16 protein-coding genes and 1 tRNA gene are annotated in these 13,874 nt (G+C 63.4%); 13 read left to right on the top strand and 4 right to left on the bottom strand.

Annotated elements, in window-relative coordinates; all coding sequences use genetic code 11:
- Positions 1 to 36: 36 nt before the first annotated feature.
- Positions 37 to 1,149, top strand: coding sequence for a GIY-YIG nuclease family protein (locus GLL_RS07500; protein ID WP_011141442.1), 1,113 nt, complete (start codon positions 37 to 39; stop codon positions 1,147 to 1,149).
- On the opposite strand, the gene GLL_RS07495 is transcribed toward GLL_RS07500, so the two are convergent.
- Positions 1,112 to 1,444: a DUF1232 domain-containing protein gene (locus tag GLL_RS07495; RefSeq protein WP_164928782.1), complete on the bottom strand. Its 333-nt coding sequence runs from the start codon at positions 1,442 to 1,444 to the stop codon at positions 1,112 to 1,114. The genes GLL_RS07500 and GLL_RS07495 overlap by 38 nt on opposite strands.
- Before the next feature lie 111 nt (positions 1,445 to 1,555).
- Between GLL_RS07495 and psbP the strand changes: the two genes are divergently transcribed.
- Positions 1,556 to 2,131 (top strand): photosystem II reaction center PsbP, encoded by a 576-nt coding sequence (gene psbP, locus GLL_RS07490; protein WP_164928781.1) that lies wholly within the window; start codon positions 1,556 to 1,558, stop codon positions 2,129 to 2,131.
- A gap of 37 nt (positions 2,132 to 2,168) precedes the next feature.
- A tRNA-Ser gene (locus GLL_RS07485) sits at positions 2,169 to 2,256 on the top strand.
- Positions 2,257 to 2,268: 12 nt separating this feature from the next.
- Here GLL_RS07485 and GLL_RS07480 read toward each other — a convergent pair.
- A complete protein-coding gene (locus GLL_RS07480; RefSeq protein WP_011141439.1) occupies positions 2,269 to 3,162 on the bottom strand; it encodes an SDR family oxidoreductase in 894 nt (297 codons plus the stop codon).
- 29 nt (positions 3,163 to 3,191) lie between these two features.
- On the opposite strand from GLL_RS07480, the gene GLL_RS07475 reads away from it, so the two are divergent.
- The 8 genes from GLL_RS07475 (at position 3,192) to GLL_RS07440 (ending at position 9,752) form a co-directional block, all read left to right on the top strand.
- Positions 3,192 to 3,800, top strand: a complete 609-nt coding sequence (locus GLL_RS07475) for a PadR family transcriptional regulator (RefSeq protein ID WP_011141438.1) — start codon at positions 3,192 to 3,194, stop codon at positions 3,798 to 3,800.
- A gap of 555 nt (positions 3,801 to 4,355) precedes the next feature.
- A complete protein-coding gene (locus GLL_RS07470) occupies positions 4,356 to 4,703 on the top strand; it encodes an ArsR/SmtB family transcription factor (RefSeq protein WP_011141437.1) in 348 nt (115 codons plus the stop codon).
- A gap of 6 nt (positions 4,704 to 4,709) precedes the next feature.
- Positions 4,710 to 5,225: an SRPBCC family protein gene (locus GLL_RS07465; RefSeq protein WP_011141436.1), complete on the top strand. Its 516-nt coding sequence runs from the start codon at positions 4,710 to 4,712 to the stop codon at positions 5,223 to 5,225.
- A 142-nt stretch (positions 5,226 to 5,367) separates the two neighbouring features.
- Positions 5,368 to 6,315 carry a prolyl aminopeptidase gene (pip, locus tag GLL_RS07460; RefSeq protein WP_011141435.1) on the top strand — a complete coding sequence of 316 codons (948 nt, stop codon included), beginning with the start codon at positions 5,368 to 5,370 and terminating at the stop codon, positions 6,313 to 6,315.
- Between the two features lie 27 nt (positions 6,316 to 6,342).
- A complete protein-coding gene (locus GLL_RS07455) occupies positions 6,343 to 6,615 on the top strand; it encodes a hypothetical protein (RefSeq protein ID WP_011141434.1) in 273 nt (90 codons plus the stop codon).
- Between the two features lie 29 nt (positions 6,616 to 6,644).
- Positions 6,645 to 6,989, top strand: a complete 345-nt coding sequence (locus tag GLL_RS07450; RefSeq protein ID WP_011141433.1) for a hypothetical protein — start codon at positions 6,645 to 6,647, stop codon at positions 6,987 to 6,989.
- A complete protein-coding gene (locus tag GLL_RS07445; protein ID WP_011141432.1) occupies positions 6,986 to 7,912 on the top strand; it encodes a DNA polymerase III subunit delta' in 927 nt (308 codons plus the stop codon). Before GLL_RS07450 ends, GLL_RS07445 begins: the two co-directional genes overlap by 4 nt.
- A gap of 133 nt (positions 7,913 to 8,045) precedes the next feature.
- Entirely contained in the window at positions 8,046 to 9,752 is a 1,707-nt protein-coding gene (locus GLL_RS07440) for an alpha-amylase family glycosyl hydrolase (protein ID WP_164928779.1), read from the top strand.
- Positions 9,753 to 9,788: 36 nt separating this feature from the next.
- Here the strand turns inward: GLL_RS07440 and GLL_RS07435 are convergent, their stop codons facing one another.
- A complete protein-coding gene (locus GLL_RS07435; RefSeq protein ID WP_011141430.1) occupies positions 9,789 to 10,892 on the bottom strand; it encodes a glycosyltransferase family 4 protein in 1,104 nt (367 codons plus the stop codon).
- 40 nt (positions 10,893 to 10,932) lie between these two features.
- Positions 10,933 to 11,487: a PadR family transcriptional regulator gene (locus GLL_RS07430; protein WP_011141429.1), complete on the bottom strand. Its 555-nt coding sequence runs from the start codon at positions 11,485 to 11,487 to the stop codon at positions 10,933 to 10,935.
- A 123-nt stretch (positions 11,488 to 11,610) separates the two neighbouring features.
- Between GLL_RS07430 and GLL_RS07425 the strand changes: the two genes are divergently transcribed.
- Both GLL_RS07425 and devC read left to right on the top strand, forming a co-directional pair.
- Positions 11,611 to 12,708, top strand: coding sequence for an ABC exporter membrane fusion protein (locus GLL_RS07425; RefSeq protein ID WP_011141428.1), 1,098 nt, complete (start codon positions 11,611 to 11,613; stop codon positions 12,706 to 12,708).
- The gene (gene devC / locus GLL_RS07420) at positions 12,705 to 13,856 is read left to right on the top strand and encodes an ABC transporter permease DevC (protein WP_011141427.1); all 1,152 of its coding nucleotides are present in this window, start codon (positions 12,705 to 12,707) and stop codon (positions 13,854 to 13,856) included. The genes GLL_RS07425 and devC overlap by 4 nt, the downstream gene beginning before the upstream one ends.
- Positions 13,857 to 13,874: the final 18 nt, after the last annotated feature.

The raw sequence follows: 13,874 nt of genomic DNA, 5'->3' as shown, positions 1-13,874 counted from the left end.
CCGTGTTTTTTGGGCCGCCTGTGCTACATCAAAAACATGCAACCGTGGTTTCGTGTTTCGCTCGACCGTCTGGAGGACTTGCCCGACGCGCCGGGGGTTTACCGGTTTGTCGACTGCGACGGCCGTTTGCTCTATATCGGCAAGTCCGTGCACCTGCGCACGCGGGTGCGCTCCTACCTGCGCCGCGACGGCGGCCACTCCCGCCAGACCGAGCGGCTCAAGTTCGAGGCGCAGGCGGTGGAGGTGCTGTGCACCGGCTCGGAACTGGCCGCACTCCTGCTGGAGGGCCGGCTGATCCGCGAGTATCTGCCGCCTTTTAACCAGGCCCAAAAGCGCTACCGCCAGTATCCGTTTTTGCGTTTGTCGGTCCAGGAGGACTATCCGCGGCTGCATCTGACCCGGGTGCTTGCAGGCGACGGCGCCGAGTACTACGGCCCCTACAGCCAGGCGCGCTTTGTGAGCTGGATGGCGGATTTGCTCTCGGCGAGCCTGGGTCTGCGCACCTGCCGCGACTTTTCGGCCATCTATCACGGCTGTCTGCTCGACCAGCTCGGCAAATGCCTGGGACCGTGCCGCACCGGGGCGCTGGTAGCGCAGTACCGCGAGCGCGTCGAGCGGCTGCGGGCGCTGTTGCGCGGCGAAGACACTGGCAGCGGGATTATCGTGGATTTCGAGCGGCAGATGCTGAACGCCGCCCAGCGCGAGGATTTTGAGCAGGCGGCGCGCTGGCGGGATCGCCGGCAGGCGCTCGCAAACTTTGTGACCCACCAGGGCCACTTGCGCGAGCGGGTCAGCCTCGATGCGGTGGCGGTCTACCCGGGGGCGCCCCGCTCCCCGACCAGCGTGCAGCTTTTTTGGATCCGCCAGGGCAAACTTACTTTGCAGCAGAGTTTCGCAGGCGATCTGCCGCAGGAGCGGCTGCGCGCCGAACTGGCCCACACCCTTGCCGGCCACTACAGTGAAGGGTTGCCGCCAGCCCCGCTATTTGCCCTGCCCCAACAGGATCTCGACGAAGTGCAGATGGTGAGCGGCTGGCTCTATCGTCACCGCACCGACGACACGCTTTTGTGGTTGGCGGGAATCGAGCCCGAGCGGGCTGCGGAACTGCTGCTTACGTTGATCGACCAGGCACATCGACGGTCGTCGTAACCGCCGGGTCTGCCTGCAGCGAAGCAGGGGACCGCTCCGGCTCGTCGAGGCGGTACTGGTGCTGAGCCCAGACCACAGCACCGAGGTGGATGAGCGCGATGGCCGTCAGGTCGTCGAGGCGCCCCAGCAGGGGAAAGCGATCCAACAGCAAGTCGGTCGGCAGCAAAAAGTAGAGGGCGCACAGCGCCACAACGGCGATCTTGAGCCCCCGCGGCACCCGGGCGCTGCTGTAAAAACGTCCCATGCGGCGGGCGAGTTGCCACCATTCGCCGGGGGATTTGGGCAGAAACTTCACAGGTAGGCACCTCCTGCCGACGCCCTCCACTGTAGCCTCCTGGGGCGCTCTGCACGGCGTTCTGGTACGCTCGATTGCTGATAGATTGGGAAGGGTCCAGTGGGCAAAAGCATGATCCGCATCGGTCGCAAGCAGTTGGTCCAAGCCGGTGTCGCCGCCGTGCTCAGCGCAGCACTCGTCGGCTGCAGCCGCTCGGGTATCGACGCGCCCAAAGGATTTCAGCGTTTTTCTGAGCCCAATTCCACCTTTACGCTGGTCTACCCCGATACCTGGACCTTCAATCCGGATCCGAAGGGGGCGGTGCGGCTGTCGGACCCGGCGGATGCCACCTATCAGGTGTCGGTGGTGGTGAGCGACGCCCCGCGCAAGGACATCAAAGATATCCGCGCCTTCGGCACCCCCCAGCAGGTGGCCGACCGCTTTGCCAACGACGTGCTCAAGAAAAAATCGCCCCCCGGCGCGGTGATCGAAGTCTCCAACGCCGCCCAGCGCACCGACAGCAAAGGGGTGCCCTACTACTCCTTCGAGGTGGTGATCGCCTCGGGGGGCCGGGCTGTCCACCAGGTCTACTGCGTGGCAGTGAGCGGCGGCAAAGTCTTCACCCTGGTCACCGGCTCCGCCGCCATTGCCTGGGGCGAGCGGCGCGAAAAAATTTACCAGATCGTCAACTCCTTTACGATCAGTTGAGGGCCGGATAAGCCCTGTGATAGCTTAGGTAGGCTCTGGAGAGGTGACAGAGCGGTTGATTGTGACGGTCTCGAAAACCGTTGAGGCGAAAGCCTCCGGGAGTTCGAATCTCCCCCTCTCCGCCATTACCTTGTCGTTTAAGCTGCGAAGTAGCTTGGTCGATCTATATCAGCAATCAGCTCGGGTTGCTCGGGTTTCCAGCCCAGCAGAGCGCGGGTTCGCTCGCTTGACGTGGGCACGTCCATCGCTGCGAACAAGGCGAACCAGCCAAAATGCTCCGTCGCTTCCTCGGATGATTTGGCGACGAGCGGCACGTTCAGGCGGCGCGCGACCACACTGGCGATGTCTTTGAACGCCACGCCTTCTTCGGCGACGGCATGATAGGGACCGCTCTCGACCCCATGCTCTATCGCAAGCCTGAACACGCGGGCCGCATCTAACCGATGCACAGCGGGCCAGTGATTGCGCCCTTCGCCCGTATAGGCAGATACCCCTTTTTCACGCGCAATGGCGATCAGCGTCGGCACAAAGCCATGATCGCCATCACCGTGGACTGACGGGGGAAGCCGCACAGCAGATGCGCGCACGCCGCGCGCTGCCAGCGCGGCGGCAGTTGCTTCCGAAGCGCGAGGATAGGCGCTGGAGGCGGGGATGGGCGCATCCGCCTCGGTCCCGACGCCGCCCGCCGTTACGAGCGACAGGCCGGAGGTGACAAGCAGTGGCCGGTCGGAGCCTTCGAGCGCATCGCCGAGGGCCTCAATCACCTGCTTGTCGAGTTCGCAGTTCTCGGCAAACTTCGAGAAATCGTGGTTGAAGCCCGTGTGGATCACGCCGTCCGCAGCCGTAGCGCCGCTGCGCAGGCTGGCAAGGTCTTCGAGAGAACCACGATGGACTTCCGCACCCATGTTCGTGAGCGCTGCCGCTCCCGCATCTGAGCGCGCTAGCCCGAGCACCTGATGACCGGCGTTGACCAGTTCCTGGACGACGGCAGAGCCGACAAAGCCGGTGGCTCCGGTGACGAAAATTCGCATGGCGATAACTCCTCCAATTTTGGCGATGAATGTTACAGGTTGGACATACCATACGAGATTACTCGCGCGAGAGCAATATGTCATCAATCCGGCTTTTCATCCTGTCATCATTCGCTGAGCATGGCCCCATGCACGGCCATCGGCTCCGCCTGGAAGCCGAGCACAATCATGTCCATCTTTGGACCGATATCTCTGTTGGTGCCGTTTACGGCGCGATGAAGCGGCTCGTTGCCGAGGGGCTTTTGCGAGAAACCGCGCGCGAGCAGGAAGGCAATCGGCCGACCCGACAGGTCTATGAGATCACCGACGAAGGCCGCCGCCACTTGGCCGCACTGCGCCGCTCCGGCCTGAGCGAGGTCTGGTTCAAATATGATCCCTTCGACCTGGCGCTGACGCGGGCAAAGCCGGACTTGCTGGGCGAGCTACCAACCATACTGGCCAACCGTTTGGAGGCGGTTAAAGCGTTATTGGCAGAGACCAAACGGATCAACGAATGGGCACGACCGAAGGTCGGTCAGGCCAAGCGCTGGGCGCTCCGTCACACGGAATATAGGCTTGAGGCCGAGGTGGCCTATCTGACCGAAATGATGCTTGCGGTGAGTGATATCGTCGCCGATGAGCGCAAGGCGCCAGCTTAAGGAATAGACGGCAAGAATCCGGAAGACGCGCAGGCCCCTTCGCCGCCTCACCTCAATGCTGAGCCTTGCTTGCGGGCGGGGCCGGCTCGTTCAGCGCGGCCAGCGTCGAATCAAATCGATTTTCGGTTTCTGCGAAGCGCAGCAAGCCGACGCACTCGACAAGGATTTCTGGTGGGGAAGGGTTGCGCTCGAAGAGACTCGCAACTGGAGAACCGGCGCATCCTCGACATCCTTCAACTGCGCCCAGAAGACGGGTGAAACGCCGAAAAGCATTGTTCGATGGAATTGCTTGCCGCCTCGAAGACCGTCGTGGCGGCGACGCCGTACAGAGTTCGCATCTTTCCCGCTTCGCCGGTTCGATGGCACAGTGCGAATCGGACCAACCGACCATCGGGCAACCGGCTGTTGGTGTGCTTGCCTTGCTTCGCGCGGGATGGGGTTTTGCAGATCGAGGAGGGCGAAGAGCGGATATTTCAGGTCCGAGCGTTCGGGGGACTTGACGGCGGCGCCCGGAAGTCATATAACTGTTTTTTTATATAAATTGCTGGTTATAAAATGCCCTCTGCCGATCGTCTCGATGCAACGTTTGCCGCGCTCGCCGATCCGACGCGGCGGGCGATCCTCGCCCGGCTCGCCTTGGGCGAGGCGTCGGTGATGGAGCTGGCCGAGCCGTTCGCGATGAGCCAGCCTGCGATCTCGAAGCACCTCAAGGTGCTGGAGGGTGCCGGGCTCATCTCGCGCGGCCGTGAGGCGCAGCGGCGGCCGTGCCGGCTTGAGGGCAAGCCGCTCGCCGAGGCCACCGGTTGGCTGGAGCAGTACCGGCAGTTTTGGGAAGGCAGCTTCGAGCGCCTCGACGCCCTGCTTGATGAGCTGAAGGCCAGCGAGAAGAACCCAGGAACTTAAGGAGAAATGATGATGCACGATGCCAACAGCCTGAAAATCACCACGCCCAGCGATCGTGAGATCGCGATGGTGCGCGTCTTTAACGCGCCGCCCCGCCTGGTCTTCGATGCCTTGACCAGGCCCGAGTTGCTCAAGCGCTGGCTTGGACCGCGCGACTGGCAATTGGTGGTCTGCGAAATCGAACTGCAAGTGGGCGGCACCTACCGCTATGTGATGCGCGGCCCCGACGGAGCCGAAATGGGATGGGGCGGCGTTTATCGCGAGATCGTGCCGTGCGAACGGGTCGTGGCCACCGAAACATTCGATGTTTCCTGGTATCCGGGTAATGCCCTGGTGACGTCGGTCCTCACCGAACAAAACGGCAGGACCACGCTCACAAGCACGGTGCTCTACGAAACGCGCGAGGCGCGTGACGCTGTCCTCGCCTCTCCGATGGAAAGCGGTCTGGCCGAGAGCTACGACCGGCTTGACGAACTGCTGACAACGATGTCGGCTGTGCAAGGGCACCGAGATGGGGCCTGAACGCCTCCAGGCGACGCAGGATGTTGGCTGGTAGATCCGGCCTTTGCAGCTTTTTGCGTTCGCAGTTGAGTGCGACCTTGCCGCCTACCCAGACCCGGAGGGAGCGCGCTAGGATTTGCGGGTTGCCCCCGCCCGGATGTCCATGCGCGAACTGTTTGCCCCCATCGAGCCTTACGATCAAGGATTTCTCGCCGTTTCGGCCCTGCACACCATTCACTACCAACAGGTGGGCAATCCCCGGGGCAAACCGGCGGTCTTCCTGCACGGCGGGCCGGGCGGCGGGATCGACCCGACCTACCGCCAATACTTCGACCCCGACAAATGGCGGCTGGTGCTGTTCGACCAGCGCGGCTGCGGCCGGAGCACTCCCAACGCCGAACTGGCCGAAAACACCACTTGGGATCTAGTCGAAGATATCGAGAAACTGCGGGTTCATCTGGGCATCGACCGCTGGGTCGTCTTCGGCGGCAGTTGGGGGAGCACCCTGGCGCTCGCCTACGCCCAGACCCACCCCGAAGCCTGCAAGGGGCTGATTTTGCGGGGCATCTTTCTGCTCAGGCGCAAGGAACTGCTCTGGTTTTACCAAGAAGGGGCCGGCCGCATCTTTGCGGACGCCTGGGAGCGCTTTGTGGCAGTGATCCCGACCGAGGAGCGCGGCGATCTGATGGGCGCCTACTACCGGCGGCTCACCGGCGACAACCCGGAGGTGCGCTCCGCCGCCGCCCGCGCCTGGTCGATCTGGGAAGCGTCCACCAGCAAATTGATCGCCGACCCCCGCCTGGTGGAGCGCTTCGGCGAGGTCAAATTTTCGACCGCGTTTGCCCGCATCGAGTGCCACTACTTTGTCAACAAGGGTTTTCTGGATCGCGAAGAGCAACTGCTCGAAAACGTCGGCCGCCTCCGCCACCTGCCGGCGGTGATCGTCCAGGGGCGCTACGACGTGGTCTGCCCGATGGAGTCGGCCTGGGAACTGCACCGCGCCTGGCCGGAAGCGGAGCTGATTATAGTTGCCGACGCGGGTCACTCGATGAGCGAGCCGGGTATCCGCTCCGCCCTTATCGAAGCCACCGACCGCTTCGTGGCTTTGTAGACCGCCAACCTTGCGAAGTCCGGGAAAATGCTGGAGTACATCCTGGAATTCCCGGAACAACTGGCTGGCAAGACCCCGGACGAGATCGCTAGAATGATCGGCGAGTTGCCTGTCGGCTGGCAGACAGAGACGCTGCGCAAAGGCAGCAAAAAAGGGCAGGGGTGGGTTCTGCGCGAGTACAACCTTGAAGGGCAGCCAACGGGTCGCATGATCCGTTGGCATCCTGGGGGTGGGCGCCACGGACCACAGCCGTACTGGCGGGTCAACACATTCAACGGAAAATCAGACATCATTTGCTGATCTTAAAGAGTACGCATGGGGTCCGGTCCATGGACAAGCAGTTAGAGCAACGGCTTCACGCACTGGAATTGTGCCTTTTGCGATTGGCGGCCCCGGCGGACGAGCAGGCGGCTTACCTGGAAAAACTGGGCGTCAGTCCCTCGGCAGACGAACTGGCCCTGGAGTTTGACGATTCGTTGGCCGGTTTGCCGGTGCTCGTCGAGAAGCGGTTGTTGACCCCGCGGCAGGCGGAACTGGTGTATGCCGTCGATCGACGATTGACCCAAATGAGCGAACAGCAGACACTCTGGACGGAGGAAGCCCTGCACCACCATCAAGACTGGGCGCAGATCCGGGAATTGGCTGCTTTGAGCCTGCGTGAAATGGCGGCATGAACTGCACTGCCCAAAGCTCCGTCAAGGGCCAACCCCTGGCGATGGCCTTGCTCGAACGGGCGATTGTCACCGGCCGCATCGCCCCGGCGTACCTGTTTTGCGGACCGCAGGGGGTGGGCAAGGCGATGGCCGCCCGCCACTTCGCGGCCCGGCTGCTCGAAAGCGCCCTTGGCCGCATCGAGCGGGGCAACCACCCGGATCTGCTCTGGGTCGAGCCGACCTACAAAAAAGGCGACAAGCTGCTCAGCCGCGCCGAGGCCCTGGCAGAAGGGGGCAATCTGCCCCGGGCGCTTCCGCAGGTGCGCCTTGAGCAGGTGCGGGGGATCAACCAGTTTTTGAGCCGCCCGCCGCTGGAAGCCGCTCGCCAGGTGATTGTGATCGAAGGTGCCGAGGCGATGGGCGACGGGGCGGCCAACGCCCTGCTCAAGATTCTCGAAGAACCGGGGGGGGCGGTCTTCGTGCTGATCGCTCCTTCTGCGGGCGGCTTGCTTGCCACCGTGCGCTCGCGCTGCCAGAAGGTGCCCTTTTGTTGCCTGCCCCACGAACTGGTAGCGCAAATCCTGGCGGCCTTGGGCAAGTCGGTGGACGAACGGCTGCTCGCCATGGCCCAGGGCAGTCCCGGCCGTGCCCTCGAATTGCAGACTTGGCTTTTCGGCATCCCGCCCGAACTGCTGGCGGAGGCCGAAAAGTGGGCTTACCGGCCCCTCGACCTGCGCAGTGCCCTCACCCTCGCCCGCCGCATCGACGCCGAACTGAATCTCGAACAACAAATTCCCCTGGTCGATTATTTGCAGCAACTCGCCTGGGCGGCGGGCCGGGTGGAGCGGCTGGCGCCCTTGGAGGCTTTGCGCACTCAGCTGTTGGGTTATGTCTCGCCCCGGCTGGCCTGGGAGGTGGGGATCCCCCCCCTGCCCCCCCTTTGAAAAGGGGGGGTGAGAGGCTGGGAGGGAGCTATCGGTTCTACCGGCGGGTAGATACCGGGATTTGGGAGCTGTCCTACATTGCATATAGCAGAAACCGGCCTTGGAAATGTCATCGGTCTGCAATGGGGAGATTATGACGACGACCAAAGATCCGTCCGAGAGCAAGGTGCAGCCGCAGTCCGAAGCAAAAGCCGATGCGAAGACCGGCATGATTCGCTTTCAACTGCTGGCCCCCTACAACGAAAAAGCGGCACTCGTAGGCTCATTCTCGAACTGGGAAGAGATCCCAATGGAGAAGGACGACAAGGGCTGCTTTTTCGTCGAGATCGATTTACCGGATGGTGAACATCAGTACAAGTTCAAGCTCGTTTCCAAGAGTTTCTTCTGCGAGGGCGAGACGGTGGCGATCGCCGACCCGTATGCCCGCCAAGTCGATGAGAAAAACCGCGAAAATACCGTCATCCGCATCAAAGACGGCAAGCAAATCACCGACGAGTATGTCTGGGAGCACGACGATGTGCCCCTTTCCCCGGACGACCATTTGATCATCTATGAACTGCACGTGAGCGCCTTTGGCGGCGACACGTTCATCGATGCGATCCAACAGCTCGACTACCTGGTGGATCTGGGGGTCAACTGCGTGCAGTTGATGCCCGTCACCGAGTACCCGGGCGAGCACTACTGGGGTTACAACCCCCGCCATCCCTTTGCCCCCGAATCCTCCTACGGCAAGCCCGAAGATCTCAAAGCCTTCGTGGACGCCTGTCACGAGCGCGGTTTTCGGGTCATCCTGGACATTGTCCTCAACCACTCCGAATCGGAAAGCCCGCTCACGCGCATCGACTTTACCTACTGGTTCTATGCGCCGGGCACCGAGCCGGACGAACCGGGCAATGTCTGGGGACCCAAGTTCAACCTCGAATTTTACGACGAGCACTACAAGCGCAACCCGGCCCGCGAATACCTCTACGATCTGGTCGATTACTGGGTGCGCGAGTACCACATCGACGGCTACCGCATCGACGCCGCCGCCCAAATTAAATACTTCGATTTTCTGGGCGAAGTGGCCAGGCGTTCGAAGGCCAATTCGGGGGGCAAACCCTTCTACCTCGTCGGCGAGCATATCCCCGAAAACCCGGCGATTACCGGTGCGGACGGCCCGATGGACGGCGCCTACCACGAGACTTACTACTGGATGATCGATGATCTGATGGTGCGCAACATGTTCGACACCGACCAGATTGTCGACTCGATCAACCCCCTGCACCACGGCTATCCGGGGCCGAGCAACGCCGTCAACTTCTACGAAAACCACGACAAGCCCCGCCTGCTGCAGCGGCTGCGCGACGCGGGCATCAACGAAGAGGGCAGCTTCAAGCGCCTGGAGTGCGCGGCGGCCTTGCTGATGACCTCGGTGGGTCTGCCGATGCTCTACCAGGGCCAGGCGATGGGCCAGGCCTATCCCCAGGACGAGGAAGTGCACGCGGTGGAGTGGACACTGCTCGATCACGACCGGCACGTGGCGCTTCTGGAGCGCTACAAAGGTCTCATCGACCTGCGGCGCGAGACCCAGGCGCTCTGGACCAACGAGATCGATTTTTTCCACATCGACCAAGAAGCGCGGGTGATCGCCTACGTGCGCTTCAACGCCGAGGGCTCGCGGGTGGCGGTCGTCGCCCACCTGGGCGACGGCAACCTGGGCGATTACCAGGTGCCCTGCTTCCCCGAGGACGGCCACTGGTTCGAGAAGACCCGCCTCTACGAAGTCGACGTCGAAGGCGGCATCCTCAACGTGCACTTGAGCGATTGGGACGTGCATGTCTTCCGCAACGGCGGCTGACCCCCACAAACCCCCGACGCCTCACCACCCCCCTTCTCAAGGGGGGGCAGGGGGGGATCCCACCCCCTCAATCACCTGCCAGGTCGCCTCGGCGGTGCGCTCCCAGCTGAATTCGGCGGCCCTTTGCAGGGCAAGGGTGCGGTACTTCGCCCGTACCCGAGGGTCAAACAGCTGCTCCAAACCGGCGGCGATCCCCTCGGCGGACTCCGGTTCGACCAGTACCGCCGCTTGCCCTGCCACCTCCGCGAGCGCTCCGCGGGTGGAGGTGAGCACTGCCGCGCCACAAGCCATCGCCTCCAGCACCGGCAGGCCGAATCCTTCGTACAGGCTGGGAAAGGCGAACAGGTGCGCGCCCCTGTAGAGCAAGGGCAGATCCGCGTCGGCCGGATAATCGAGCCAGCGCACCCGGGCAGCGATCCCCCGTTGCTCCGCCAGACGCATCAGCGGGGGAGTATACCGGGGATCGCAGGCTCCGGCGATAGCGAGCTTGCCCGGCCAATCGCCAGCCACCCGGGCGAAGGCTTCGATGAGCCGAGCCAGGTTTTTGTGGGGCTCGTGGGAGCCGACGTAGAGCAGGTACTGGTCGGCCTCCAGGCCGTAGAAGGCCAGTTGCCTGGGATCGGCCGGGCGCGGGAAAAAACGCTCCCGGTCGCAGGCAAGGGGGATCACGGTCATCCCGGCTGGGTCGAGGCCGTAGAAGCGCACCAGATCGGCGCGGGTCTGCTCGGAATTGCACAAGATCCGTGCCGCCCGGCGCAGACAGGCGGGCACCAGATAGCGAAAGTACGCCTGTTTGCGCGGGAAAAGTTCCGGGAAGATGAGCGGAATGGTGTCGTGGGCGGCGGTGACCTGGGGCAGTCCACCCACCAGCGGCCCCTCCGGTACCGGATTGAACAGCACCTCGCCCGGCCGCAGGCGGGTGGGCAGGATCGTCTGATTCCAGATGAGACGGGCCAGGTGGCCGGGTGTTTTGACCGTGCGGTGGCCTCTGAGCGGTTCTTGCAGGTACTCCGCAGGCATAAAGGCGCGCAGAGGCTTCTGCGCGTGCCGCCAGCAGCGCCAGAGGTTGAGGACGTACTGGCCGATGCCGGTAGGCCGCAGCGACAGATAATTTCCGTTGAAGACGACCGTCAGGGCCATAGTGCAGGACAGCGAACACCGGACCCGATTGTATCGGGGTTTACCCGGGCGGTGCGAAGGTGGGGGAGTGCAGCAGGGCCGCCGCTTCGTCGCACCACGCCACCCAGTCCGCTTCATAGCGCAGCCCGCGCTTGAGCGAAAGGTACCCGAAGCGCTTCTCGATCGGTATGGTGCTCAGATCGCCGAAGTGCTCCCGCTCGACCTGTCGGTAGTACTCGAGCTTCTCGGCGTGCAAGGCCTTGCGCCTTTCGATTTCGGCGATGAGCACCTCCGGGGAGGTGAGATAACCCGCGAACATTTTGACTAGCATGTCCTCGCGGATCACGCACGGTTCGCTCGGCTCGGCCAGCCACTCGGAAAGCCAGCGCTTGCCCGCCTCCGTCAATTCGTAGAGCTTCTTGTTGGGCCGTCCTTCCTGGGTGACCAGATCCGCGTGCACGAAAGCGCGCTCCTCAAGCGCCGCCAACTCCCGGTAAATCTGCTGGTGGGTCGCTTTCCAGAAACACCCCACCGAGCCTTCGAATTCTTTAGTCAACTCGTAACCGCTGAAGGAGCGGTCCGCCAGCAGTGCCAGTATCGCGTGCGCCAGTGCCATGTGATTTTGATCCGGGGGCTTGACTTATGCAAATTGTTGCATCTAAACTGCCAATATGCAATGAGTTGCAGTGCAGCAAATTGCATTTGACAAATTCGATTCTAGCGTGGCGGAGCGGAGTTTATGGCAACTCTCAGTCGGTTTCCAGGCCAGACGGCGAGCCGGTGGCGGGTGTTCTTGGCGATCGCTGCCGCGGTGGGCGGCGGGGCGGTGTTGTTCTATGGTCTTTCGGCGCGGCAGCCGGGGGCGGCACCGGTAGTGCGGGCGCCTTCTGCGCCGGTAGTGCGGGCGGTGGTCGCTTCGGGGCGGCTCGAACCGGAGGGCGAGGTGGTCCGCCTGGCGGCGCCCACGGCCTTCGAGGCGACGCGGCTGGAGAAGCTGTTGGTGCGCGAGGGAGACCGGGTCAAAGCCGGGCAGGCGGTAGCGGTGCTCGATCGGCGGGGCCGCTACGCGGCGACGGTCGTCCAGGCCCGCTCCCAGGTCAAAGTCGCCCAGGCGCGGCTGGCGCAGGTGCGCGCCGGGGCAAAAGGCGGTGAACTGGCAGCCCAGCGCGCCGGGATCGACCGGCTGGCGGGTGAACTGGAGATTGCCCGCACCGAGTGGGAGCGCTACGCGGCACTGGAGCGCGATGGGGCGATTTCGGCATCTGCCCTCGACAGCAAGCGCCTGGCGATGCGCACCCTCGAGGGGCAGTTGGCCCAGGCCCGCAACGCCCTGGTCGCCACCGCCGAGGTGCGTCCCACCGATGTGCTCGAAGCCCAGGCGCAGGTGGAGCAGGCCCGCTCGGCGCAGGCGCGGGCCGAGGCGGATCTCGAAGTGGCCTACGTGCGCGCCCTGGCGGATGGCCAGGTGCTCAAGATCCACGCCTGGCCGGGCGAGGTGATTGGTCCTGAAGGCATCGCCGAGGTGGGCCGCACCGACCGGATGTACGCGGTGGCCGAGGTGTACGAGACGGAGATAGGCCGGGTGCGCCCGGGGCAGCGGGCGCGGATCACCAGTGCCAACGGCGCCTTCGCTGGTCCCCTGGGCGGCGCGGTGGATCAGGTGGGTCGGATCATTGCCAAGAAGGATGTGCTCAACACCGACCCCGCCGCCGACATCGACGCGCGGGTGGTCGAGGTCAAAATTCGTCTGGACCCGGCGGACGGTCGCCGGGTGAGCGGCCTCACCAACCTGCAGGTGGATGTGGCCATTGAGCCGAATCGGAGTGCCAAACCATGAAGATGCCCCTCGCCTGGTTGCAACTGACCCGCGAGCGGGTGCGGCTGCTGGTCGCCGTGGCCGGCATCGGCTTTGCGGTAATCTTGATGTTTTTGCAGCTCGGCTTTCGTGCCGCCCTGTTCGATGGCGCCGTTCGGTTGCACGCGAGTTTCGAAGCGGACATCTTTCTTATCGGTCCCAAATCGAGCGCGCTGGTGAGTATGCAGAGTTTCTCGCAGCGGCGGCTCTACCAGGCGATGGCCGTACCGGGGGTGGCGGGGGCGAGTCCCGTCTATCTGGACTTTGGCCGCTTTCGCAACCCCGAGAGCAACGAGACGCGCGGCATTTTTGTGGTGGGTTTTAACCCGGGCGAGCCGGTCTTTCGCCTGGGCGAGGTGAACCGCAAACTGGCCTCCATCCGCAAATCCGACACGGTGCTTTTTGATCGGGCCTCGCGCAGCGAATATGGACCGATTGCCTCCCGCTACACCGGCGGCCAGTCCATCGTCACCGAGGTCAACGACCGGCGGGTGCGGGTGGGGGGCCTCTTTCAGATGGGCACTTCCTTTGCCATCAACGGTACCCTCATCACCAGCGACCTCAATTTCTTGCGCCTCTTTGGCGAGCGCAGCAAGGGCCTGGTAGATCTGGGCCTGGTGCGCCTCACTCCCGGCGCCGACCCGGAGCGGGTGAAAGCCGATTTGCGCGCTGCACTGCCCGCGGATGTGCGCGTGTTGTCGCGCCAGGAGTACATGGACTTCGAAAAAGATTACTGGAACCGCAGCACGCCCATCGGTTATATCTTTGCCCTCGGTGCGGCCATGGGTTTCATCGTGGGTACGATCATCGTCTACCAGATTCTCTATACCGATGTGAGCGATCACCTGGCCGAGTACGCGACGCTCAAGGCGATCGGCTACACCAACGGCTACCTGCTCGGTGTGGTCTTCCAGGAAGCCTTCTTGCTGTCGCTGTTGGGCTTTGTTCCCGGTTTTGCCATCTCCCTGGGTCTGTACGACCTGACGCGGGGGGCGACGCTGTTGCCGCTGGCGATGGATCCGCTGCGCGCGGCCATTATCTTCGCCCTCACGGTACTGATGTGCGCCATTTCCGGCGCCATCGCCGTGCGCCGCTTGCGCGCCGCCGATCCGGCCGAAATCTTCGCCTAAACCTACCGGAGCACCGAA

The sequence above is a fragment of the Gloeobacter violaceus PCC 7421 genome (assembly GCF_000011385.1).
Taxonomy (GTDB): domain Bacteria; phylum Cyanobacteriota; class Cyanobacteriia; order Gloeobacterales; family Gloeobacteraceae; genus Gloeobacter; species Gloeobacter violaceus.
The sequence above is the reverse complement of the archived record's forward strand: the minus strand, read 5'-3'. Positions and strand labels throughout refer to the sequence as shown.

Bases quoted from the DNA above. Each gene is read 5' to 3' on its own strand.
- GLL_RS07470 (WP_011141437.1), top strand. From the start codon at position 4,356: ATGCCCTCTGCCGATCGTCTCGATGCAACGTTTGCCGCGCTCGCCGAT.
- GLL_RS07450 (WP_011141433.1), top strand. From the start codon at position 6,645: ATGGACAAGCAGTTAGAGCAACGGCTTCACGCACTGGAATTGTGCCTT.
- pip (WP_011141435.1), top strand. From the start codon at position 5,368: ATGCGCGAACTGTTTGCCCCCATCGAGCCTTACGATCAAGGATTTCTC.
- GLL_RS07440 (WP_164928779.1), top strand. From the start codon at position 8,046: ATGACGACGACCAAAGATCCGTCCGAGAGCAAGGTGCAGCCGCAGTCC.
- GLL_RS07480 (WP_011141439.1), bottom strand. From the start codon at position 3,162: ATGCGAATTTTCGTCACCGGAGCCACCGGCTTTGTCGGCTCTGCCGTC.
- GLL_RS07425 (WP_011141428.1), top strand. From the start codon at position 11,611: ATGGCAACTCTCAGTCGGTTTCCAGGCCAGACGGCGAGCCGGTGGCGG.
- GLL_RS07435 (WP_011141430.1), bottom strand. From the start codon at position 10,892: ATGGCCCTGACGGTCGTCTTCAACGGAAATTATCTGTCGCTGCGGCCT.
- devC (WP_011141427.1), top strand. From the start codon at position 12,705: ATGAAGATGCCCCTCGCCTGGTTGCAACTGACCCGCGAGCGGGTGCGG.
- psbP (WP_164928781.1), top strand. From the start codon at position 1,556: ATGATCCGCATCGGTCGCAAGCAGTTGGTCCAAGCCGGTGTCGCCGCC.
- GLL_RS07500 (WP_011141442.1), top strand. From the start codon at position 37: ATGCAACCGTGGTTTCGTGTTTCGCTCGACCGTCTGGAGGACTTGCCC.
- GLL_RS07445 (WP_011141432.1), top strand. From the start codon at position 6,986: ATGAACTGCACTGCCCAAAGCTCCGTCAAGGGCCAACCCCTGGCGATG.
- GLL_RS07465 (WP_011141436.1), top strand. From the start codon at position 4,710: ATGATGATGCACGATGCCAACAGCCTGAAAATCACCACGCCCAGCGAT.
- GLL_RS07455 (WP_011141434.1), top strand. From the start codon at position 6,343: ATGCTGGAGTACATCCTGGAATTCCCGGAACAACTGGCTGGCAAGACC.
- GLL_RS07430 (WP_011141429.1), bottom strand. From the start codon at position 11,487: ATGGCACTGGCGCACGCGATACTGGCACTGCTGGCGGACCGCTCCTTC.
- GLL_RS07475 (WP_011141438.1), top strand. From the start codon at position 3,192: ATGTTACAGGTTGGACATACCATACGAGATTACTCGCGCGAGAGCAAT.